The 23695-nt window shown below is 36.6% G+C and carries 24 protein-coding genes; 16 read left to right on the top strand and 8 right to left on the bottom strand.

Features of this window, described 5'->3' with window-relative positions; all coding sequences use genetic code 11:
• Positions 1 to 16: 16 nt before the first annotated feature.
• Positions 17 to 583: a crossover junction endodeoxyribonuclease RuvC gene (gene ruvC / locus HH304_RS20100; RefSeq protein WP_169685086.1), complete on the top strand. Its 567-nt coding sequence runs from the start codon at positions 17 to 19 to the stop codon at positions 581 to 583.
• A 365-nt stretch (positions 584 to 948) separates the two neighbouring features.
• On the opposite strand, the gene HH304_RS20105 is transcribed toward ruvC, so the two are convergent.
• From HH304_RS20105 to rsmA, 6 genes are all read right to left on the bottom strand, one after another.
• Positions 949 to 1341 carry an HIT family protein gene (locus tag HH304_RS20105; RefSeq protein WP_169685087.1) on the bottom strand — a complete coding sequence of 131 codons (393 nt, stop codon included), beginning with the start codon at positions 1339 to 1341 and terminating at the stop codon, positions 949 to 951.
• 6 nt (positions 1342 to 1347) lie between these two features.
• Positions 1348 to 1821 carry a transcription elongation factor GreA gene (greA, locus tag HH304_RS20110; protein WP_169685088.1) on the bottom strand — a complete coding sequence of 158 codons (474 nt, stop codon included), beginning with the start codon at positions 1819 to 1821 and terminating at the stop codon, positions 1348 to 1350.
• A 155-nt stretch (positions 1822 to 1976) separates the two neighbouring features.
• On the bottom strand, positions 1977 to 2810 hold the full coding sequence (locus tag HH304_RS20115; RefSeq protein WP_169685089.1) for a pentapeptide repeat-containing protein: 834 nt from the start codon (positions 2808 to 2810) through the stop codon (positions 1977 to 1979).
• A 5-nt stretch (positions 2811 to 2815) separates the two neighbouring features.
• A complete protein-coding gene (locus tag HH304_RS20120) occupies positions 2816 to 3754 on the bottom strand; it encodes an NAD(P)-dependent oxidoreductase (RefSeq protein WP_169685090.1) in 939 nt (312 codons plus the stop codon).
• 4 nt (positions 3755 to 3758) lie between these two features.
• Positions 3759 to 5126: a magnesium transporter gene (gene mgtE, locus HH304_RS20125; RefSeq protein ID WP_271711712.1), complete on the bottom strand. Its 1368-nt coding sequence runs from the start codon at positions 5124 to 5126 to the stop codon at positions 3759 to 3761.
• Positions 5095 to 5886 (bottom strand): 16S rRNA (adenine(1518)-N(6)/adenine(1519)-N(6))-dimethyltransferase RsmA, encoded by a 792-nt coding sequence (gene rsmA, locus HH304_RS20130; RefSeq protein ID WP_169685091.1) that lies wholly within the window; start codon positions 5884 to 5886, stop codon positions 5095 to 5097. Before rsmA ends, mgtE begins: the two co-directional genes overlap by 32 nt.
• A gap of 100 nt (positions 5887 to 5986) precedes the next feature.
• Between rsmA and pdxA the strand changes: the two genes are divergently transcribed.
• The 8 genes from pdxA to HH304_RS20170 all read left to right on the top strand — a co-directional run bounded on the left by pdxA (position 5987) and on the right by HH304_RS20170 (position 12217).
• Positions 5987 to 7051 carry a 4-hydroxythreonine-4-phosphate dehydrogenase PdxA gene (gene pdxA, locus HH304_RS20135; protein ID WP_169685092.1) on the top strand — a complete coding sequence of 355 codons (1065 nt, stop codon included), beginning with the start codon at positions 5987 to 5989 and terminating at the stop codon, positions 7049 to 7051.
• Between the two features lie 70 nt (positions 7052 to 7121).
• On the top strand, positions 7122 to 7652 hold the full coding sequence (locus HH304_RS20140; protein WP_169685093.1) for a YceD family protein: 531 nt from the start codon (positions 7122 to 7124) through the stop codon (positions 7650 to 7652).
• Between the two features lie 31 nt (positions 7653 to 7683).
• On the top strand, positions 7684 to 7875 hold the full coding sequence (gene rpmF / locus HH304_RS20145) for a 50S ribosomal protein L32 (protein ID WP_169685094.1): 192 nt from the start codon (positions 7684 to 7686) through the stop codon (positions 7873 to 7875).
• 135 nt (positions 7876 to 8010) lie between these two features.
• On the top strand, positions 8011 to 9012 hold the full coding sequence (locus HH304_RS20150; RefSeq protein WP_169685095.1) for a beta-ketoacyl-ACP synthase III: 1002 nt from the start codon (positions 8011 to 8013) through the stop codon (positions 9010 to 9012).
• Positions 9013 to 9055: 43 nt separating this feature from the next.
• A complete protein-coding gene (gene efp / locus HH304_RS20155) occupies positions 9056 to 9619 on the top strand; it encodes an elongation factor P (RefSeq protein ID WP_169685096.1) in 564 nt (187 codons plus the stop codon).
• Positions 9620 to 9624: 5 nt separating this feature from the next.
• Complete coding sequence (accB, locus tag HH304_RS20160) at positions 9625 to 10137, top strand: acetyl-CoA carboxylase biotin carboxyl carrier protein (protein ID WP_169685097.1); 513 nt, start codon at positions 9625 to 9627, stop codon at positions 10135 to 10137.
• 27 nt (positions 10138 to 10164) lie between these two features.
• Positions 10165 to 11508, top strand: a complete 1344-nt coding sequence (gene accC, locus HH304_RS20165; RefSeq protein WP_169685098.1) for an acetyl-CoA carboxylase biotin carboxylase subunit — start codon at positions 10165 to 10167, stop codon at positions 11506 to 11508.
• Positions 11509 to 11551: 43 nt separating this feature from the next.
• The gene (locus HH304_RS20170) at positions 11552 to 12217 is read left to right on the top strand and encodes a hypothetical protein (protein ID WP_169685099.1); all 666 of its coding nucleotides are present in this window, start codon (positions 11552 to 11554) and stop codon (positions 12215 to 12217) included.
• A 1-nt stretch (position 12218) separates the two neighbouring features.
• On the opposite strand, the gene HH304_RS20175 is transcribed toward HH304_RS20170, so the two are convergent.
• Complete coding sequence (locus HH304_RS20175) at positions 12219 to 12794, bottom strand: DUF3109 family protein (RefSeq protein ID WP_169685100.1); 576 nt, start codon at positions 12792 to 12794, stop codon at positions 12219 to 12221.
• A gap of 1009 nt (positions 12795 to 13803) precedes the next feature.
• On the opposite strand from HH304_RS20175, the gene HH304_RS20180 reads away from it, so the two are divergent.
• From HH304_RS20180 to HH304_RS21325, 5 genes are all read left to right on the top strand, one after another.
• Complete coding sequence (locus HH304_RS20180) at positions 13804 to 14109, top strand: GIY-YIG nuclease family protein (RefSeq protein WP_169685101.1); 306 nt, start codon at positions 13804 to 13806, stop codon at positions 14107 to 14109.
• A 593-nt stretch (positions 14110 to 14702) separates the two neighbouring features.
• Positions 14703 to 17000 carry an ATP-dependent helicase gene (locus tag HH304_RS20185; RefSeq protein WP_169685131.1) on the top strand — a complete coding sequence of 766 codons (2298 nt, stop codon included), beginning with the start codon at positions 14703 to 14705 and terminating at the stop codon, positions 16998 to 17000.
• 25 nt (positions 17001 to 17025) lie between these two features.
• Positions 17026 to 17682: a DUF4290 domain-containing protein gene (locus tag HH304_RS20190; RefSeq protein ID WP_169685102.1), complete on the top strand. Its 657-nt coding sequence runs from the start codon at positions 17026 to 17028 to the stop codon at positions 17680 to 17682.
• Positions 17682 to 18992, top strand: a complete 1311-nt coding sequence (gene murA / locus HH304_RS20195) for a UDP-N-acetylglucosamine 1-carboxyvinyltransferase (protein WP_169685103.1) — start codon at positions 17682 to 17684, stop codon at positions 18990 to 18992. The genes HH304_RS20190 and murA overlap by 1 nt, the downstream gene beginning before the upstream one ends.
• 859 nt (positions 18993 to 19851) lie before the next feature.
• Positions 19852 to 19974 (top strand): hypothetical protein, encoded by a 123-nt coding sequence (locus tag HH304_RS21325; RefSeq protein ID WP_271711713.1) that lies wholly within the window; start codon positions 19852 to 19854, stop codon positions 19972 to 19974.
• Between the two features lie 207 nt (positions 19975 to 20181).
• Here HH304_RS21325 and HH304_RS20200 read toward each other — a convergent pair whose 3' ends face one another.
• Positions 20182 to 21459, bottom strand: a complete 1278-nt coding sequence (locus HH304_RS20200) for an alginate export family protein (RefSeq protein WP_169685104.1) — start codon at positions 21457 to 21459, stop codon at positions 20182 to 20184.
• Between the two features lie 109 nt (positions 21460 to 21568).
• On the opposite strand from HH304_RS20200, the gene nrfH reads away from it, so the two are divergent.
• Both nrfH and nrfA read left to right on the top strand, forming a co-directional pair.
• Positions 21569 to 22183, top strand: a complete 615-nt coding sequence (nrfH, locus tag HH304_RS20205) for a cytochrome c nitrite reductase small subunit (RefSeq protein ID WP_169685105.1) — start codon at positions 21569 to 21571, stop codon at positions 22181 to 22183.
• Positions 22180 to 23679, top strand: coding sequence for an ammonia-forming cytochrome c nitrite reductase (nrfA, locus tag HH304_RS20210; protein ID WP_169685106.1), 1500 nt, complete (start codon positions 22180 to 22182; stop codon positions 23677 to 23679). The genes nrfH and nrfA overlap by 4 nt, the downstream gene beginning before the upstream one ends.
• Positions 23680 to 23695: the final 16 nt, after the last annotated feature.

Raw genomic sequence — 23695 nt, forward strand, 5'->3', positions numbered from 1 at the left:
TGTTTATCTTGCAGCAATGATTAAAATTAACACTAAACCGAAAAAAGAAAGCATTATTCTAGGCCTGGACCCCGGCACTCAAGTAATGGGATACGGACTAATAGAAATTAAAAATACAAAAATACAATTAATTCAATACGGGGTCATCCACTTAAAGAAATATTCAAGTCACGAATTAAAACTTAAAAAAATATTTGACCGCATCACATCTCTTATTGACGACTACCATCCTGATGAGGTAGCTCTTGAAGCCCCATTTTTCGGCAAAAATGTTCAGTCTATGCTAAAACTTGGCCGAGCCCAGGGAGTAGCGATGGCTGCAGCATTAAACAGAGACATTCCTATCTTCGAATATTCACCAAAAAAAGTAAAGCAATCTGTTACTGGTAATGGAAATGCTTCGAAGGAACAAGTAGCCTCTATGCTTCAACAATTACTAAAATTTGAACATACAGACAAGCTTCTTGATGCCACTGATGCACTAGGCGTAGCACTTTGTCATCACTTTCAGGATGGAGCAATAGCTGCCTCAAGCAAATCTTGGAAGTCGTTTATAAATGATAATCCAGGAAGAGTGAAGTAATAGTATGAGAGATAAGTGCAAAGTGTGAAGACACAAATCATAGTATAATGCACAAATCATATAACAACAGTCATTTCGACCAGAGGGAGAAATCTCATTATCCTAATCCAGTTCAGTGCTATTCTTGCGAATAAAAAAGTAATGATTAAAAAATCTAACTATGCATATGATATCTTTACCCGCTAGGGATTCTAGATAACGTCTATCTGGTATCATCATTCATAACTGTTTTGGCGTTTGCCTCCACATGCGATAGAATATAACAATATGGTTTGTGAGGACATAAACAAGGGCAATTTGTAGAGAGCGACATAATAAAAAAACCCGGCGATGAGCCGGGTTTACATATCTATAGAAACAAATCTCTACAATTCGTTTTTGATTTTTTCCGCTACTTCAGACAATTCATCTTGTGTAGGTTCCATTTTTGGTCTGGAAAAATTAATATCACCCATACTATTCATTGGAACAAGGTGAACATGAACATGAGGAACTTCAAGTCCAATTACAGCCACACCAATTCGTTTACATGGCACAGCCTTTTTAACACCACCGGCTACTTTCTTTGCAAATTGCATCAACCCTGCATACGTCTCATCATCAAGATCAAAGATGTAATCTACTTCTTGCTTTGGAATAACTAATACATGCCCGTGAACAAGAGGCATAATATCAAGAATAGCAATGAAATTATCATCTTCCGCAACTATATGTCCCGGAATTTCTCTGTTAATGATTTTTGTGAAGATTGATGCCATAATAAATTATATACTGATATCTAAAATTTCAAATTCCAGTTTTCCGGCAGGAGCTTCAACGATTGCTGTATCCCCTACTTTCTTTCCTAAGATACCTTTTCCAATTGGTGATTGCACAGAAATCTTACCTTCTTTAAGGTTAGCCTCCTCTTCAGAAACAAGAGTATAGGTTACTTCCATGTTATTCTTCTTATTCTTTATCTTAACCTTAGCGAGTAAAGAAACCTTAGAAGTATCAATTTTAGTTTCATCAAGCAGACGTGCATTTGCAACTAAATTCTCCAATTGAGAAATCTTCAATTCAAGTAAGCCCTGAGCATCTTTTGCAGCATCATACTCTGCATTTTCACTTAAATCTCCTTTATCACGTGCCTCAGCGATCTGTTTCGAAATATCAGATCTTCCTTTGGTTTTCAGGTGTTCCAACTCATCTTTGATACGCTGTAAACCCTCTTTAGTATAATATGATACCTTTGACATAACTCTTAAAATATTTTTGATTTTTTTATTCAGCTTTGACAATAAAAATAACGGAACTGATACTAGCCCCGTTAGCCTGATTTGATATTCTTCTATCTCAAATCTTTAGCAAAGATAATCAAAATTAGAATAATAATAAAATCCGGTTACTTTCTTTATTTCCCGATAAGCTCAGGATAATGCTCATTTAACTGATCTTCAAGTTCCTTGTCAAATTTTGCCAGAAACAAAGATTTAACATCTTTAAACTGCTCTATATTTAAACCGATAGCTCCTCTAAGGTCTGCCTTATAAAGGTTTGCCTGCGAGAAATCAGCTCCCGTAAGATAGGCATTTCTTAAATCTGCTTCCATTAAAAAGGCATTGGTAAAATCTGCTTTTATTAAAAATGCACCTTGCAGATTTGCTTTAATCAGAAATCCATCTTTGAAATTAGCTCCTGAGGCATAAGCTTTCATTAGGTTAGCCTGATTTAAGTTAGCATTTTCAAAGTTTGTCTGGTTAAGACGCGCATTTTCAAGGTTAGATTCAATCAGCTTGGCAGATGAAAGATTTGAATTATTAAGATTACTTTCCTTCAGACTAACATAATTTAGGTTTGTTCTAGCCAGGTGTGTATTTACCAGATTAATATTATAAATCTTATGACGATTTAACCTTTTAATATTACCAACAGTTCTAAATGCAGCTTCATCAGATTCCCAAAGCCTGAAATCATCAATTTCATCTTTATAGGTTTTTATACGTTGTCGTTCCTCTCCTTTTTGATTAAGCCAGTAAATCAGAATACCGATCACTGCTAGGTCAAACAACATACCATGGGCTTCAGCAAGAATTGCTTCTTTAAATTGCTCAGGGTCACTTAAGTAATAATCAAAACTTAAGGAAAACACCACCAATGATGCTCCTAATAAAACTAACGAAGCTGTAAGAATTGGATTCTCCGGAATCCTCTTTATTGATTTGAATATATTATTAAGCTTTTCCAAAAAATTTAATTCTTATTAAGTATCAGGGCGATCTTTTCTACGATCACTTCACTTATTTTCTCATAACTTTCAAAAGTCCATCCCGCAACATGAGGAGTAAAAAGAGTGTTAGGCTTTCTTGTTAATTGCTCAAAAAAATTCTTTTCCTCATCATCGAGCTTATTCATCTTTTCTTTTGGTAAAACATCAAGTCCCATACCCCACACATAATTATTCTCAAATGCATTTAATAAGGATTTAAAACTTGTTATTTCACCCCGGGCTGTATTGATGAATAAGATTTTCTTCTTGAAATTCTTAAAAAAATCATCATCTACCATATTTTTGGTTTCATCGGTTAAAGGAATATGCAGACTTACAACATCTGCTTCTTCCTGAAGTTCTTCTAAAGAAACCTTTTTGGCAAAATCGTCATCAATTTTTGGTAAATATTTATCATATGCAAGAACTTTCGCTTTAAATGGTTGTAATCTGCGTGCCACAGCTCTCCCCATATATCCGTACCCTATCAATCCAACTGTTCTGTTTCTTAATTCAAAACCTCGGTTACCTTCTCTATCCCAGATCATTTTCCTGACTTCTTCATCCGCTTTTGGAATAAAGTTTAACAGTGACAACATCATTGCAATAGTATGCTCAGCAACCGCATCTCGATTACCTTCAGGAGCATTAATAATTTTAATACCCTTTTCTTCCAGTAAGTCAGTATCCAAATTATCAATTCCAGCTCCTGCACGACAAACTATTTCAAGGTCACTGGCATTCATTAACAATGATTGATCTATCCTTACTTTTGATCTGACAACCAAGATATGCACACCCTCAAGCGACCCGGGAAGTTCTTCAGGTGTTAAATCAGGCTTATACTCAACTGCTATTTTCAGTTTTTGTAACCCTGTAATGATGCTTTCGTGCATCTTATCTATTATCAGACATTTTTTCATACTATTATAATAGAATATGAGCAACAGTAAAATATACTGTTAATCCTAAAATATCATTTGCTGTAGTTATAAAAGGTCCGGAGGCTAATGCCGGGTTAACTCCAAACTTTTCAAGAATCAATGGAGTAATAGTCCCCATTAACGATGCTAATATCACAACATTAAATAATGCTATTCCAATTACAAAGCCAAGATCATTTGACATTCCAAAGATTACCGAAGCACCAAAAACTATGGTAGAAAGAACTAATCCATTTAGCAGTGCCACAAGTAATACTTTTATCAAACGAGATAACATTCCTTTTTCAAATGCAGATTTTGTTGCTAGAGATTGAACCACTAATGAAGAAGATTGAATACCTACATTACCACCTGTAGCAGTAATTAACGGTATAAAAAATGCCAATGCAGTTACTGCCTGAACCTGCTCATCAAAAAAACTAATCACTCTTGCACCAATCATTCCTCCAAGCAACCCGATCAATAGCCAGGGTAATCTGGCACGAGATAACATCCAGATTCCATCATCTTCTTCTACGTCTTCAGAAATACCGGCCATTATCTGTCGTTCCTCTTCAGCCTGCTCGGTAATCACATCTACGATGTCGTCAATCGTAATTCGACCAACCAGCTTACCAAGAACATTAATTACAGGGACAGAATCAAGGTCGTACTTCCTCATTAAATCAGCTACTTCTTCTTCATCCATAGAGGTTTCAACAGAAATAGCTTCCGGCTCATAGATATCTGCAATTAGAGTATTGTCTTTCGAAAGAATGATTCTTTTAAGAGAAACTCTGCCAAGGAACCTTTCTTCATTATCGATAACATACAAACTATAAAGCCTTTCAACATTTTCAGCTTGCCTTCTGATTTCTTCAATACACTGAGTAACTGTCCAGTTGACATTACATTTTATCAACTCTTTTGCCATGAGACCTCCGGCACAATCCTCATCGTAACGCATTAGATCTAATACGTATCCCCTCATCTCCTCATCAGGCAAACGAACAATCACCTCATCTTTTTCCTTATTAGGTAATTCATTGATAATATCAACCGCATCATCCGAATCAAGGAAATGAAGATATTCTGCAATTTCTTCAGGGGTAAATACCCTTAGAAACTTACCACGAGTACTTTCCTCAAGTTCATTTATTATATCAGCAGCCGTCTCCTTATCAAGTAGCTCAACTAAAAACTTTGAGTCATCAGTATTGAATTCATAAAGAATCGCTGAAATATCAACATAACTTGCACCATCCAAAAGCTCAAGCACCTTCGAACCATCACGCTGTTCTACAGCATCCTGTAACTGTTGAAGTAACTCATTACTTAACTCAAACGGTATTTTCTCTTCTGTGCTGTTCAAGATCTTTTGTAAGTTTTATAAAGTCTTCTACCGATAACTGTTCAGCCCTTTTATTCAGGAACTCATGATCATTCATTGATTCAGGCAAATTTAATGGTTTAAGTGAGTTCCTCAAGGTCTTTCTTCTGTTTTGAAAGCCTTGCTTAACAACTTTAAAATATAAACCTTCATCACAACCTAGCTCATTTCGTTCATTTCGTTCTAGCCTGATAACTGCAGAACGCACTTTAGGAGGTGGGATAAACACTCCTGGCTCAACAGTAAATAAGTATTCAAGCTTGTAAAAAGTCTGTAATAAAACACTTAATATACCATATTGTTTATTTCCGGGAGGAGAAACCAATCGATCAGCAACCTCCTTTTGAATCATCCCCACTACTTCAGGTATGTTATTTCTATATTCCAACACCCTAAAGAATATCTGAGATGAAATATTATAAGGAAAATTACCAATCACACCAAAAGGCTCCTTAAAAATAGAAAGATCTTCCCTCAAGAAGTCAGCAAGCAAAACCTGATCTTTTCTATCAGGATATTTTTCATGTAGAAAAGCAATTGATTCTTTATCGACATCAAAACACCAAACATCAAATTCATTTTTCTCAAATAAGAACTGTGTGAGCACACCGGTTCCTGGTCCGATTTCAAGCAATTTTGAATATCCGGTTGTTACCTTCAAAGAGTCTGCTATCTTTCTGGCAATATTCAGGTCTTTTAGAAAATGTTGACCAAGGTGTTTTTTAGGCTTTACTTTTTGCAAGATATCTGATGTTAATTTGATTAATATTAACCTATATTATAGATTTCCCTTAAATTAGCATCTGATTTACCACAAATTCAAAGAAAAACACTCTTTTACAATGGAAAATGGAAGTAAGGATGATTTACCAGTAATTGGAATAACAATAGGTGATCTGAATGGAATTGGCACTGAGGTGATCATTAAATCTCTCATCGACAATAGAATAACTAAACAATTCACTCCTGTTATCTATGGTTCGACCAAGACACTTTCATTTTACCGAAAAGCATTGAAGGTTGATAATTTCAATTACATTCATGTGAAAAATGAAAAAGAGTTTATCCCGAAAAAGATAAATGTTTTAAATGTCTGGGACCATCCTGTTGATATAACTATGGGAAAATCAACTCCTGAGGGTGGTGAGTACGCATTTAAGGCTCTTGAAAAAGCAGTTAGCGATGCTAAGGAAGGACATATTGATGCAATTGTTACAGCACCAATTAATAAGCATAACATTCAACAAGAAGATTTTAACTTCCCGGGTCATACAGAATACCTTGCTGATCGATGTAGTGTTAAAAATGAACTTATGTTTCTGGTTAGTGATGAATTGCGTGTTGCAGTGATGACCGGGCACATTCCACTAAAAGATGTTTCTTCAAAACTTTCTAAGGAAAGCATAATAAAGAAGCTTGAAGTAATGATTAACAGTCTGAAACACGATTTTGGCATTAAAAAACCGAGAATTGCAGTTTTAGGACTGAATCCACATGCTGGTGAGATGGGATTATTAGGTGATGAGGAAGAAAAAATCATTAATCCTGCCGTTATAGAACTTAAAAACAAGGGTAATCTGGTATTTGGACCATTTGCTGCCGATGGATTTTTCGGCACTGCCAGTTTCAAGAAATTTGATGCGGTATTAGCGATGTATCATGACCAGGGGCTAATCCCATTCAAGTCAATTGCATTTGATACAGGCGTTAACTTCACAGCGGGGCTTCCAATAGTCAGAACATCACCAGATCACGGTACAGCTTACGATATAGCTGGTAAAGATGAGGCAAATCCATCATCAATGATTCAGGCGATTTTTGCAGCTATAGACATAGTAAAAAACCGAAAAGAGTATAAAACTTTCGAGGCTGCTCCACTAAATGAAGAAAATGATTTAAAAGAATAGCGTCTTTTACCAAAAAATATTCGCCAAATAAATAATTATTACTAAATTTGCGACCTTAATTAAGCAGGTAGTGTCTAGAAAAGCAGATTATACCGTTAATATTCAACGACTTATACCTGGTGATCAAGAGTTTGATTACCGGTTAGGAAAGGAGTTTTTAGAAGAAAACGGTTACGACGAGGCAGAAAATGCAGACATCAATGTTAAAATCACTGTAGACAAAAGTGAAACAATGGTGAATGCAAAACTTGAAATTCAAGGCATAATTGGTTTAGTTTGCGATCGATCTCTTGATGAATTCGATCACCATTTAGAAATGACCGAACGGGTTATTTTTAAGTTTGGCGACCATAATGAAGAATTGGACGACAGCTTATTTTTAATTGAACGTGACACGGAAAAAATTGACTTTGGCCCGTTAATGTTTGAAATAATAAGAGTTTCAATTCCAATGAAAAAGCTTCATCCACGTTTTGAAGATGATGATGACGATGAAGAAAATTGGTATACCTTTGGTGATGATGGAGATGATGATGAACCGGATAACGGTCAGGATATCGATCCTAGATGGGAAAAATTAAAAGGATTAAAAAATAAATAAATAAGAAGTAAAGCTTTAAAAATAGATTAAGATGGCACATCCTAAGAGAAAAACGTCAAAAACAAGAAGAGACAAGAGAAGAACTCATTATAAAGCTACTCCTAAGACTCTAGTAGAGTGCAAAGTTACTGGTGAACATCACATGCCTCACAGAGCTTACTGGCACGAAGGAAAATTGTACTACAAGGGTAAAGTAGTATTAGAGAAAGAAGTTTTAGCTTAATATTTCAGAAGAAAAAGGCGCGACCTCGCTTAATTAATTTTAAGTGAGGTTTTTTTATATTAAATGCAGTCTTAAATTTGTCGGCAGGCAATTGGATTTTAAACGCCGACTTTAACGGCTATAACAATTAATACAATGACAAAAGTAAGAGCAGCAATAACAGGTGTACAGGGATGGGTTCCTGACTATGTTCTTGACAATAAGGAACTGGAAACTCTGGTAGATACCACAGACGATTGGATAACCTCTCGAACGGGTATCAAGGAGAGAAGAATTTTGAAGGGAGAAGATCAGGGTACATCGGTTATAGGTATAAACGCTGTTAAGGGGCTTCTTGAAAAAACCGGGACTGCACCAGAAGAGATCGACATGATCTTGTGTGCAACAACAACTCCTGACATGCTTTTCCCGGCAACAGCAAACATTATCGCTAATGGCGTTGGTGCTGTAAATGCATTTGGATATGATATTCAGGCAGCTTGTTCGGGTTTCCTAAATGCTTTGGTAACAGGAAGCCAGTTCATTGAAACCGGAAAAGCTAAAAAAGTTATCGTTGTCGGTGCAGATAAGATGTCATCGATAATAGACTATTCTGACAGGACTACTTGTATAATATTTGGTGATGGTGGTGGAGCTATCATGCTAGAACCAACTGAAGATGGTCTTGGAATTCAAGATAGCATATTAAGAGTAGATGGTTCGGGAGAACAATATCTACATATGAAAGCAGGAGGAAGCCGAAGACCAGCATCTGAAGCTACACTTGCAGCCGGAGAGCACTTCGTATACCAGGAAGGATCTGCAGTATTTAAATTTGCAGTTACCAATATGGCTGATGTTGCTGCCGAAATAATGGAAAGAAACAATCTAACAAGTGATGATGTTAAGTGGCTGGTTCCTCACCAGGCAAACAAAAGAATCATCGATGCCACTGCTAATCGTATGGGTGTTGGTGAAGACAAGGTTATGCTTAACATTATGAGATATGGAAATACCACAAGTGGAACAATCCCGTTATGTCTTTGGGATTATGAAAACCAGATAAAAAAAGGTGACAACCTTATATTAGCTGCTTTTGGTGGTGGATTTACTTGGGGATCTGTCTATATTAAATGGGCATACGATCCAAAAAAATAATCAATCAAATTTAAGATTAAATTCGTAAATTAGACTTTAAGATATGGCAACAACTGCGGATTTTAGAAATGGATTATGTATAGAATATAACAATGGATTATATACTATCGTTGAATTTCAGCATGTAAAGCCCGGAAAAGGTGCTGCATTCGTCAGAACAAAGCTAAAAAACATCGAAACTGGAAAAGTAATTGAAAACACCTTTAACTCGGGGGTGAAAGTTACTACTGCCAGAATTGAGAGACGCCCTCATCAGTTCCTATATCAGGACGATATGGGTTTCCATTTTATGGACAACAACACATTTGAGCAGGTGCTTCTTCCTGAATCATTAGTCGAAAATGCAGATTTAATGAAAGAAGGTCAGGAAGCTGAAATTATATTCCATGCTGAAACTGAAAAAGCATTAACGATGGAATTACCTCCGTTCATTGAAGCTGTTGTAACTTATACCGAGCCGGGTATCAAAGGTGATACAGCTACAAATGCAACAAAACCTGCTGAATTAGAATCTGGAGCAACCATTCAGGTTCCCCTATTTATTAACCAGGATGAAAAAATTAAAGTAGACACCAGAACCCGTTCTTATGTTGAACGCGTAAAATAACAACCATGAAAGCAAAAGAAATCCAAGATTTAATCGATTTTATTTCAGAAAGCGGTCTGGAAGAAGTAAACATTGAAACTGATCAGATAAAGCTTAAAATTAAAAGATCAGCAGGCATGAACGAAAAAGTTCTAGAGATGCTAAAAAATATGCCTTCTGCTCCAGCTGCTCCGTCAGCACCAGCTCAGGTCGCAGCTCCGGCTCCTGTTCAGCAGGCTCCGGCACAACCAGCTGCAGCACAACCGGCTGCTCCTGCTGCGTCAGGTAGTGAAGGTAATTATGTAACCATTAAATCTCCGATGATCGGTACTTTCTATCGCTCTGCTAATCCAGAGTCAGATCCATTTGTTCAGGTTGGTGATGAAATCAAACCAGGACAAACTGTTTGCATCGTAGAAGCAATGAAGTTATTCAACGAAATTGAATCAGAGATCAAAGGAACAGTCGTTAAGATCTTAGTTGACGATGCTTCTCCTGTAGAATATGACCAGCCGTTATTCCTGGTTGACCCTTCTTAATAGATGTCTGATTAAAATATAAACGTTGTGTTTAAAAAAATATTAATCGCCAACAGGGGGGAGATCGCACTTAGGGTTATCCGTACCTGTAAGGAAATGGGGATAAGAACTGTCGCAGTTTATAGTACTGCTGACAAGGAAAGTTTGCATGTTAAGTTTGCTGATGAGGCTGTTTGTATCGGACCTCCTCCAAGTAAAGACTCTTACCTGAGCATACCTCAAATTATCTCTGCGGCTGAAATCACTAATGCTGATGCTATTCACCCGGGATATGGTTTCCTTTCTGAAAACGCTGAGTTTTCAAAGGTATGTCAGGAATACAACATTAAGTTTATCGGTGCATCGCCTGAAAACATTGATAAAATGGGTGACAAGGCTACGGCTAAAGCAACCATGAAAGATGCTGGTGTACCAACTATCCCTGGTTCTGAAGGACTATTAGAGTCTGCTGACCAAGGAAAGAAACTTGCTAAAAAAATAAAATACCCTGTAATCATAAAAGCTACTGCCGGTGGTGGTGGTCGTGGAATGAGAATCATCAAAAGTGAAGCTGACTTCGATAAAGCATGGTCAAGTGCTAAACAAGAAGCTGAAGCTGCTTTTGGTAACGGTGGACTTTATCTTGAAAAATTCATTGAAGAACCTCGCCACGTAGAAATCCAGGTTATGGGTGATCAGTATGGTAGGGCGTGTCACTTATCTGAAAGAGATTGTTCAATCCAGCGTCGTCACCAGAAATTGGTAGAAGAGACGCCTTCACCAATCCTTGACAAAAAACTTCGCGATAAAATGGGTAAAGCAGCGGTAAAAGCAGCTGAAGCCATCAAATACGAAGGTGCAGGTACAGTTGAATTCCTGGTTGACAAGCATGGAGACTTCTACTTTATGGAAATGAATACTCGTATTCAGGTAGAACATCCTATTACTGAGGAAGTAACTGACTTTGACTTGATAAAAGAACAGATCAAAGTTGCGGCAGGAGAAAAAATTTCCGGGAAAAATTACTATCCGAATTTATTTTCAATGGAATGTCGTATCAATGCTGAAGACCCGGCGAAAGATTTCCGTCCTTCTCCAGGTAAAATCACACACCTTCATGTTCCTGGCGGACATGGTGTTCGTGTTGATACCCACGTTTATGCTGGCTATAGCATCCCTCCTAATTACGACTCAATGATCGCTAAACTTATAGTTAGTGCTCAAACCAGAGAGGAATGTTTAGTGAGAATGAAACGTGCGTTACAAGAATTTGTAATCGAAGGTGTTAAAACAACAATCCCTTTCCATATTAAACTGATGGATGATCCTGAATTTAAAAAAGGACAATTCACTACAGCATTTATGGATACATTTGATTGTTCAGATCTTTAATAAAAATCACCCCTGACAGACTAAGCTTTGTCAGGGTTTTTTTATGCCTAAATATTTAACAAATATATTCTTATTTTTTCTTTCAACTGTTTTAATCAATGCACAGGATTCAGTTCCATCGATTAATAAAACAGACAAGGAAAGATTATTCGTGATAACTGCGGGCCCGATAGCCTATCGTGGAGATCTATCTAACTCTTACAAAAACTTCAGATTTAACTTCAATGCTTCATACCATATAATTTCTGAAAAGGCTCTTCACCTATCTTTCAACATGGTTGCTGCAAGCATTTCCGGAGGAAAAACAACTATTTCTTCAAACACAGAGGACACAAATACTTATTTCAAGTCCTCTATTATCGGAATTTACCCTGAAATAAATTGGTGGTTTATCAATAATCAGAAATGGAAAGGTGGAATTAGTGGAGGCATAGGTGTACTAAGATTTAACCCAATAGATCAAGATGGTAACAACCTTCAAGATCAACCATTAACCAGAAATCAGGATGAGAGCTATGGAAATATAACAGCTATATTCCCACTAAACTTCACCCTTCAATACTTTCCCTTTGAAACTATTGGAATATCTGCCAGTACAGGATTTTTAAATCCTGCAACTGATTACATTGATAATATTAAAGACAGGGGTACACAAAAAATCTCTGATAACATTTTATATATCAGGGCTGGAATTGTAATCAGTAAATAGATTATTCTAATTCTTCCTCCTCCTCTATCAGCCTTACTAATTCATTATACCAGTCTTCACCGTACTTACGAATCAATGGTTCTTTAAGAAATTTATAGACTGGCACATGAAGTTCTTTACCAAATGAACATGCCGGCGAACAAATATCCCACCTGTCATAATTCAATGCTTCAAATCCCTGAAATTTACTAAGTCGAATAGGATACAAATGACAAGATATCGGTTTTTTGTAATTAATTTTCCCATCCAGGTAAGCCTGCTCAATCCCACACTTCAATATACCTTTCTCATCATAAAAGCCATAGGCACATTCTTTACCATCGATGGTTGGAGTAGAGTAGTCACCTTCAAAATCAACCACATATGGGCCCTGGGCTTCAATTTCCCTTCTCCCCTCTTCAGAAAGATATGGTAAAACATGCTCACGGATTTCCTCCATGGTATCAAGTTCGTCAAATTCAAGAGGAGCTCCGAGATCTCCTTCTACACAACATGCTCCCTTACATTTTTCGAGATTACATACGAAAAACTGTTCCTTTATATCGTCAGAAACCAACTTGTTTTTTACTATTAGCATACCACTCCTGGATTAGATAAAGCGTAAATTTACCTAAATAATATTGGATGGAGTATTAATGATGATGGGAAATAATTTGATCATGAATCATTTGATAAAATTTCAACAGAAAAATGAAAATAATTATTTAAAAAACTTATAATTCAAATCACTTGTAGGGGCGTAGCATGCAATGATTTGAAAATGTTGCATTTTCTAACACCGATGTTTCAAATTATAGCGCAGCCCATCAGAAATTAATATAAAGAGGGATATGAAATTACTTTTTTCCATAATTCCTATGAAAATGCGGAATAACATCATAAGCTTTACATGATCATTAAAATTTCAAGGCATGATGGATATTGAGATTTCTCACCCTACCATTTTCTTCAATCACCAAAATCCATCTAGGAACATCAAATTAATAGTTATCATTATGGGTTCGAAATGACGGCAATATTTGTCAATTATTGGGAAATGCACATTAAAAAATAATGTCCATCAAGTCGTCATTTCGACTGTAATGGAGAAATCTCATATTCCGAGTCGAACTTTATCTTACCTAAATAAAACACAAAAATTCAGAAATTGTAAGAACCAAAGTATAAGATAAGCTTCGCTTCATCATTGAAATTTTAAAATATGATGAACAAGAGATTTCTCACCCAACCATTTTCTTCAATCACTAAAATCCATCTAGGAACATTAAATTAATAGTTAGCATTATGGGTTCGAAATGACGGAAACATTTGTCAATTATTAGAAAATGAACATTAAAAAATAATGTCCATCAAGTCGTCATTTCGACTGTAAAGGAGAAATCTCATGTTCCGAGTCGAACTTTATCTTACCTAAATAAAACACAAAAATTCAGAAATTGTAAGAACCAAAGAATAGTATAAGCTTTTCTTCGTCATTGAAATCTCATATTCACCAATATATATTAACACTCTATTAAATTCATGTCTTTTCTTTTGTATCTCAATTGCAAAGGATAATATTGTTTTTCAACCACAACCAACCTACTATGGAAAGAGGAGGTTACGTTTACATCCTTACAAATAAATATAACACAGTATTATACATAGGAGTAACATCAGATATTTATAGTCGGATTTATGAACATAAAAATAGTTCAAATTCAGGAAGCTTTTCCAAAAGATATAAGTTACAAAAGGTTATTTATTATGAATATCATCCTTCAATTGAAGAGGCAATTGAAAGAGAAAAAGTGCTCAAAAAGTGGAGAAGAGAAAAGAAATCAAATTTGATAAATAGGTTTAACCCGAAATGGCAGGATTTATGGATCAAGATAAAAGATGATTATGCTTAATGTTCTATGAATATTTTAAATATAAATAAATGTGGATTCTGAGATTTCTCAACCATCCATTTTCTTCAATCACTAAAATCCATCTAGGAACATCAAATTAATAGTTAGCATTATGGGTTCGAAATGACGGCAATATTTGTCAATTATTAGAAAATACACATTAAAAAATATTGCACATCGAGCCTTCCTTTCGACTGTAAAGGAGAAATCTCATATTCCGAGTCGAACTTTATCTTACCTAAATAAAACACAAAAATTCAGAAATTGTAAGAACTAAAGAATAGGATAAGCTTTGCTTCGTCATTGAAATTATAAAATATAATGAACATGAGATTTCTCACCCAAACATTTTCTTCTATCACTCAAATTTTCTTAATGATAAACTCACAAGGTTGGAAATGACGTCACCATTAATCATTATAAAACATAGCAATATTATAGCAGTCATTTAACAATATTTAAAGTGAAACAAAATTTATTATGCATTCTGAATATTTTTTTAACATCCTGAGACATTAAGGTCTTAACGAACTTTCTCTCCGCCATTTTTTTTATAAATTTGTAGACTGATGAATATGGACAATAGAGAGAAAATGGAATATCTGGAACACCTGAATCCACCGCAAAGGGATGGTGTTCTGAATGTGGATGGCCCGAGTATGATTATAGCAGGTGCGGGCTCAGGAAAAACAAGAGTATTAACATATCGTATCGCCCATCTGATAAGGGAGAAAAATGTTGACCCATTTTCGATCCTGGCATTGACCTTTACAAATAAGGCTGCTAAAGAAATGCGCGAAAGGATTGAAAAAGTAGTTGGTTCAGATGCCAGAAACTTATGGATGGGAACCTTTCACTCCGTTTTTGCAAGAATACTCAGAGCCGAAGCTCACCATATTGGTTACCCAAGCAATTTCACAATTTACGATACTGATGACAGCAAACAGCTGATCAGACAATTAATCAAGGAGTTTAATCTTGATGACAAAACCTATAAGGTTAATAGTGTCCTTGGAAGAATTTCAGGAGCTAAAAACAGATTGATTTCATGGCAACGATATAAGCAGGATGCTGCTATCAGAGCAGAAGATGAAGCTGCTATGAAACCCAAAATGGCTCAGTTATACGAGGCATACGTAACCCGATGCGTAAAATCATCGGCAATGGATTTTGATGATCTATTGTTTAATACCAACGTACTTTTTAAAAACTTCCCTGACGTTCTCTTAAAATATCAGCACCGTTTTAAGTATGTAATGGTTGATGAGTTCCAGGATACTAACCTGAGTCAGTATCTGATTACGAAGAAATTATCTGCTGTTCATCAAAACATATGTGTTGTTGGTGATGACGCTCAAAGTATCTACGCCTTCCGTGGTGCTGATATCAGAAATATCCTGAATTTTGAAAAGGATTATCCGGAGCTGAAAGTAATCAAACTCGAGCAAAATTATCGAAGCACAAAAAACATTGTTGAATCAGCAAATGCTATTATTGCTAAAAATAAGGCTCAGCTAAAGAAAAATGTCTGGACTTCGAACGAGGAAGGTGAGCAGATTGAAATCATCAAGGCTCAGAGTGATAATGAAGAAGGAAGACTAGTTGCACAGTCCATCTTTGAAGAAAAGATGAACAACCAGCTTGAAAATAAAGACTTTGCGATCCTGTACCGAACTAACTCTCAATCGAGGGCAATGGAGGAAGCGCTGCGGAAAATGAACATCTCCTATAAAATTATAGGGGGGCTTTCATTCTATCAGCGTAAGGAAATCAAAGATTTGATTGCTTATATGCGCTACACGGTAAATCATAATGACGAACAGGCGCTAAGAAGAGTAATCAACTATCCGAAGAGAGGAATTGGTGCAACAACAGTTGAAAAAATTGTTGTCACAGCATATGAAAACAATCTCTCAATTTGGGATGTGGTTCAAAATCCGCATAGATTCTTTTCAGGACGAGCAGCAAATGCCATTGAAGGATTTGCAACACTCATTAAAAGTTTCAAAAAGGAAGTTGCTGAAAAAGATGCATTCGACGCAGCTACAGCAATTGCCAAAGGTTCGGGAATTCTCAGAGAGTTATATTCTGACAAAACAGTTGAAGGATTAAGCCGTTATGAAAACGTTCAGGAATTATTAAATGCAATAAAAGACTTTGCTGAAACCGAGGATATTGAAGACAAGTCGATGGACGCCTTCCTTCAGGATGTTGCCTTATTAACAAATGCGGATGAAGGGTCTGCTGAAGATAATGATAAGGTTACTTTGATGACAATCCACTCAGCAAAAGGACTTGAATTTCCTTATGTTTACATTGTTGGAATGGAAGAAGACCTTTTCCCTAGCCAGATGATGCTCAACAGCCGGTCTGACCTTGAGGAAGAAAGAAGACTTTTCTATGTGGCAATTACCAGGGCAGAGAAAAAGCTTTATTTGAGTTTTGCAACTTCAAGATATCGTTTCGGAAGCCTTAAGATGTGTGAAGCTAGTCGCTTTATCGAAGAGCTTGATCCACAATATATTAAAATGAGTAGCCGATTTGGCAGCAGACAACCTGAATCAATGCCTGGACAGAGACCTTCTAGCTTCAGTGGTGGCGGGTCAAATGCAGGTGGATATGCTAAAAATCTGGTTTCAAGTATAAATAGTGACAGAGTAAAAACACAGCAACAATCAGCTGTAAAAGCACATACCCCGTCATTAGGATTTGAGCCATCTGATATTTCAGGATTAAAAGCCGGAGATAAAGTTGAGCACTTAAAATTTGGTTTTGGAGAAGTTGTAGAGATAGATGATAGAGGGCCTGGAAAGAAGGCAAAAGTTAAATTCGAACATTTTGGAGAAAAAACATTGCTCCTTAGCTTTGCTAAGCTGAGGATAATTGAATAGATTTCAGCGGTTAAACAAACCTATAATGGATTATAATACACAAAGAGACCACCTAATTCTAAAGGAATACGGTAGGAATGTTCAGAAATTAGTCGACTATATCACCCACCAGGTTGACGACAGAGATCAGCGAACCCGCTATGCAAAAGCATTGATCGAAATGATGAAACAGATCATTCCTGATCTGAAAGACACCAAAGAAAACCTTCAAAAACTTTGGGACGATCTTTATATTATTTCCAAGTTTGAATTGGATGTTGACAGTCCGTTTCCTAAGCCTAATGCTGAGACATTAGAAAAAAAGCCGCGAAAAGTAGCTTATAATCAGCATAACTATATGCGCTACCGACATTACGGTATTAATGTCGAATTAATGATCAGTGAAGCTATTGCTATGGAAGATCAGCAACAGCAAACAGAGGCAGTGATCTATATTGCCAGGTTAATGAAAACTTTTTACATGACCTGGAATAAAGATAACATCGAAGACAACGTTCTAATTGAACAAATTGAAAAGTTGGCCAATGGAAAACTTAAAGTCGACCGTGAGGCGATCTTAGGCAAAAACCTTATTTATCCTTTATACAGAGACAAGGAAAATAAACCTTCTGGTAAAGGGTCTAAAGGCGGCGGAAGAGATAGTAGAGACGGAAGAGATAAAAAGAAAAAGAGGAAACATTAATGGGATCATTCAGAATTCAAGGTAATGCTAAACTGAAAGGAGAAATAACCCCTCAGGGAGCGAAGAACGAAGCATTACAAATACTTTGTGCAGTATTATTAACAGAAGAAACAGTAACTATTCATAAGATTCCGAATATTCGGGATGTGATGAAGCTTATTGATCTTCTTGACGACATAGGTGTAGAGGTTGAAAAAATTGAGGAAGAATCATACCGGTTTACGGCGAATAATATTGACCTTAAATATCTTGAGTCTGACGAATATAAGAAAAAAGCCTCAGCTCTTAGAGGTTCTGTAATGATGCTTGGCCCATTATTGGCCAGATTTGGAAAAGCTTCAATTCCTAAGCCAGGAGGTGATAAAATCGGGCGAAGAAGACTGGATACCCACTTTCTGGGTTTCAAAAAACTTGGAGCAGAATTCAAATATGACAACAAAACTTCCCACTTCAGCATAGAGGCTACAAATGGTCTAACTGGTACTTATATGTTGCTTGAAGAAGCATCAGTGACAGGTACAGCCAATATCATTATGGCAGCTGTTCTGGCAAAGGGAAAAACAACAATATATAATGCAGCTTGCGAACCATACATTCAGCAATTATGCAAAATAATGGTTAGAATGGGTGCAAACATTCAGGGTATTGGTTCAAACTTATTAATCATTGATGGTGTAGAGAGACTTTCAGGTACTACACACACCATGCTTCCTGATATGATCGAGATTGGTTCTTTTATCGGAATGGCAGCAATGACCCAGTCTGAAATAACTATTAAGGACGCAAGAATCGATCAACTTGGATTAATTCCGGAAGTTTTTCAGAAACTGGGAATTAAAATGGAGTTCCGAGGCGATGATATTCATATCCCTGCTCAGGAATCTTATACAATTGATACATTTATCGATGGCTCAATATTGACAGTAGCTGATGCTGTCTGGCCTGGATTTACTCCAGATTTACTAAGTATAGTTTTAGTTACTGCTACACAAGCACAAGGAACCGTTCTGATTCACCAGAAGATGTTTGAAAGCAGACTTTTCTTTGTTGATAAACTTATCGATATGGGTGCGCAAATCATTTTATGTGACCCACACCGTGCTACTGTAATAGGACTTGACAGAAAAGTTAACCTTAGAGGTATTCAAATGACAAGCCCTGATATTCGTGCCGGTGTATCGTTATTAATTGCAGCACTATCTGCAGATGGCGAAAGTGTCATCCATAACGTAGAACAGATCGATAGAGGGTATCAAAACATTGATAAAAGACTTAATGCTTTAGGCGCGAAAATTGAGCGTCTGGACTAATAAATACAGTATATTTATTTAAAAAATTAAGCCAGACTATTAAGTCTGGCTTTTTTATTATTACATAAAATAACATTCAAACAATATATTAATTCGTTCAAACAATTAACAAAAATCTCCAAACACATTAAGTCACCCGACAATCACCTTCGATAATTTTAAAATATTCATCAACTAATATTAAAAATCACAAACAAAAACATTAATTGATTTATTAATGTCCAAATAATTGACTTAAATACTTTAAAAAGTCATATATCTTTCCTTTTGATAAAAAATTACATTTTTTTACTTAAAAAAGTATAAGAAAAGACTGCTTCACATTTCAATTAAAAGAATCTGATATTAAATTTGAGTTCTGTCAACCAAAACACAATTATGCGATCTGCTCTGCATGTCATTCAGGTTTAGCTTAACAACAGCAGGTCGCATATATTTAAGGTTAGAATTGTATTCAAATTGTGAGACAGTTGGTTGTTGGTAAGTCTGTAGAAGATTAATTATACTGAAATGATTATAGTTTGGTAACACTTGTGGTAAGGTGGTATCTGTTTAACAGTTAATTTGGCTCTACTTCTATAGAATTTTATCAACAACCTTTTTCATTCTTTTCAATTTTCATTTAGGTTTCTATTAAGTAGAAAAAGTAAAGGTCCCTGACAAGATAGCCTGTCAGGGATTTTTTATTACCGTATTAAATGAGAGCATTACAATTGCCAATCTGCTATTCGATATGTTCCGAAGGGCATATCGAATTTTTATTAGAGGGATTTCAAATCCCTTTTTATTCTAATTCCAGATGCGATGCACTAACACTTGCCCTAACAAGCTTAGCTTCGTCATGGGTCTGTTTTAAAATATGATAAGGAACAGAGTTGACGATAAGCAACAATACACCGTCATTCTGAGCCAGCCAGCGAATGAATCTGTTACAAATAAAGACGACAGATGGCCTCACAATATTTTCATCGCCCTTGTTTAGCGAAGCGTAACGAGGGTGTTAGAGAACTGCGTTTGTAACGCAGATTTAATAATTGGCATTACAATTGCTGACCTCACACATACCACGTTAGCAACAATACACCGTCATTCTGAGCCAGCTGGCAAATGAATCTGCTACAAATAAAGACAATGGATGGATTCACTATATTTTCATCGCCCTTGCCCTGGCGCCAGCGTCTCCCTAGTGCTACTCCTCTCCTTTCTTCAAATCATAAGTGAACAAATTCGGGTTCACAAATAATTGTACCCACCCCCAGTTATTGGTATTATCAGCAGTAGTCCCTCCTTTAATAATGCTCATTTGATCTGTCGCAAACATATGTGAATATCCTATCTGTGCTTTTACGAACTTTTGAATCTGATGAGTGTAAACCAGATCAATTTCAGTACCCAGATCCTTATCATCAATAGCTACAAAACCAGCATTAGAAGTAAAATAATGTACAGCCATCTTTAATGAGTTCTTTTCCCCTGGCTTAAAGGTGGCATTTACATAATAATCATTTAACCCAACATTGTTAGCGTGATTTCCAACATAGAAATAATCCATATAACCATTGAAAGCATGATTAGTACCATATAATGGGAAAAACGAATTATTATCGCCTGTACTTCCCTGATCAGAGCCACTTAAAATTTCCACTCCAGCTGCAAACGTAGACTTATTTGGTTTAAAGGCTACTTCCAACCCAAGGTCGTAAGCATTCAAATCGGTATTCTGATCAGCCTTTCCGGATTGATAATACCCAAATCCCTTGAATGTAAAATCTCCTGTCGGAACAGAAAAATAAAGCCCCATTGTTTGTCTGTTATATACCCCATCGGTAATAGTTTGCGCAGGATCTTCATAAGCTTGAAATCCATTATTCATGATTAAAAAACTCAATGTAGACTTATCCCAAAGCTTTGATAAATAGATATACTGCATTGTTTTGTATGAAAAGAAACCAGTAATATCATATTCATTGCCAGTGGTTGGTTCTCCTACCTGATTAAAGGCAAAACCAACATCAATTTTGTTACTTTTATTATCAAATCTGATCAACAAGGCATCATGAAAACGACCTTGCATTGCCCAATCCAGGCCACCAAGAATACGTTGGTTATCATATGAAATTGGCTGCCTTCCAGCTTGAATAGCCCATAGTTCGTTGAAATAAATCTTTGCCCAGGCTTCAAAAAGCATAAATGAATCATTACCATCAGAAGGAAGAATCTGACGAGTATCACCCCAGGTACTAACATCCTGAACGCTCACTTTTACTTCAAGAAGTGAACTGACATACCCTAGTTTAAGGCGTGCTCTCTGCCTCACAAAAGCTGCAGGTTCGGTATCATCAGGAAACAAAGTTGAAAATCCATGTCGATACTCAAATCGATCGCGTAGATCAAGGTCAAGAGTAAACTGCTGGGAATACCCAGTGACAGTTATTAGCATAAAAAGAATTGGTAGAAGAGATTTCATAATGTGGGATTTAAAATTGGAATCGATTTATTCTTGGATAAATAATAAGTTCTCTTTGATAAATATAATTTAATTAATTAACTTTTAATAAGTTAACTAGCTAATCCCATTGTCAAGATTTAAAAATATTTTACCTGAGAAAAAAACAACTTGGAGAACAGTAGCTACTGTTTCAATAGCCTGTTTATTAGGATTAGGTGCTTTTATTGCCTATGAAGCTCATGTAACATCATATCTTTCTGACGATCCCCAGGCTTGTGTAAACTGCCATGTAATGACTCCTGTTTACAATAGCTGGATGCACAGTTCTCATCGTGAATGGGCTTCTTGTAATGATTGCCATGTCCCTCATAACAATGTATTTAACCAATACTTCTTCAAAGCTAAAGACGGCCTCTACCATGCAACAATTTTTACTTTCAGGGCAGAGCCGGAGGTAATGTTTATGAGAGAAGAATCAGCGGAAGTAGTTCAAAATAATTGTATCAGGTGCCATATACAGCAGGTAACACAAGCCAACTATACAGATTGGATCGAGACACATCTATCCGATAGGCTTGACAGAACATGTTGGAGTTGCCACCGAGCTGTACCCCATGGAAAATTACATGGTCTTTCGACGGTTAAATATAATATCGCTCCTGTTCCAACCAATAGAACAGAAGTTGTGATACCCGAATGGTTAAAAAATAAAATTAATGAATCCAAAAGCAGTTCAAAATGAAAAATAAAGTCCTTTTCATAGTCACATTGATTGTTGTCTTCCTTTTGGGGTTACTGGCATCAAGTATCATTAACAGAAAGAACGAATCCAAATTCAAATACACACCACAGGCAGACATAATGGAAAATGAGCCTAGAAATGCTGTTTGGGGTGAATACTATCCATTAGAGTATCAATCTTATATTCAGACTTCGGATACCAATTTTGTCTCATATCAGGGTGGTTCGGCCATGCGAGATGTACTTGAAGAAGACCCTAACCTGGTGATTCTATGGGCAGGATACGGATTTTCAAAGGACTACAACCAGGGACGTGGACATTATTATGCTGTTGAGGATATTCATAATACTTTAAGGACCGGAGGGCCTACCGGTCCCGGTGATGGTCCGATGCCTGCAACGTGCTGGACATGCAAAAGCCCTGATGTACCCCGCTTAATGAGTGAAATCGGAGTTGCTGAATTTTATAAAGGTAAATGGGCTGACAAGGGAGAGCAAATTGTGAATCCGATTGGTTGTGCAGACTGCCATGATGAAAAATCAATGAAGCTGAAAATATCAAGACCTGCATTAATTGAAGCGTTTGAATCAATGGGTAAGGACATAACCAAAGTGACTCACCAGGAAATGCGATCGTTAGTATGTGCTCAGTGCCATGTTGAATATTACTTTAATAAAAACCTACCTGGTAAAGAAGGAACTCCGTATTTGGTTTTCCCCTGGAAAGAAGGAATGCGTGCCGAAGACATGGAAAAATACTATGATAACATTGAATTTTCAGACTGGACTCATCAATTGAGTAAAGCTCCAATGCTAAAAGCACAACATCCGGGATATGAAACCTACCTTACCGGTGTTCATGCCGACAGGGGTGTATCTTGTGTAGATTGTCATATGCCATATAATAGTGTCGGAGGACAGAAATTCACTGATCACCAGATACAGTCGCCATTAAATAATATTCAAAATGCATGTCAGGTATGCCATAGAGAAGAGGCTGAAAAGCTGAAAGAAAATGTATATGAAAGACAACGTAAAGTGGCTGAAAGCAGACTAGAGCTTGAAAGCATGCTTGTCAAAGCCCATATCGAGGCTAAAAAATGTTGGGATCTTGGTGCTAATGAAGAACAAATGAAACCGATTTTAATGGATATCCGACATGCCCAATGGCGATGGGATTATGCTGCGGCAGCACATGGAGCTTCGTTCCATTCACCAGTTGAAATTTCCAGAGTGTTGAGCTCAGGTATGGTTCGTGCTCAAGATGCTCGTGTAAAAATCGCTCGCCTTCTTGCTGACCTGGATTTTAATCAACCAGTCGAAATGCCGGATATTTCAACCAAAGAAAAAGCACAGGAATATATTGGGCTAGACATGGAAAAACTAATCAAAGAAAAAGAATTGTTTAAAGAAAACCTTCTTCCAAAATGGCTTGAAAAAGCAAAGCAGCGAGAAGACGGTTGGGATAACCAAAAAGTATCTGCATCAGCACAATAAAACTATTATTCTTTTG

Origin of the sequence: Marinigracilibium pacificum (assembly GCF_012926615.1) — a bacterium.
GTDB classification, from domain to species: domain Bacteria; phylum Bacteroidota; class Bacteroidia; order Cytophagales; family Cyclobacteriaceae; genus Mangrovivirga; species Mangrovivirga pacifica.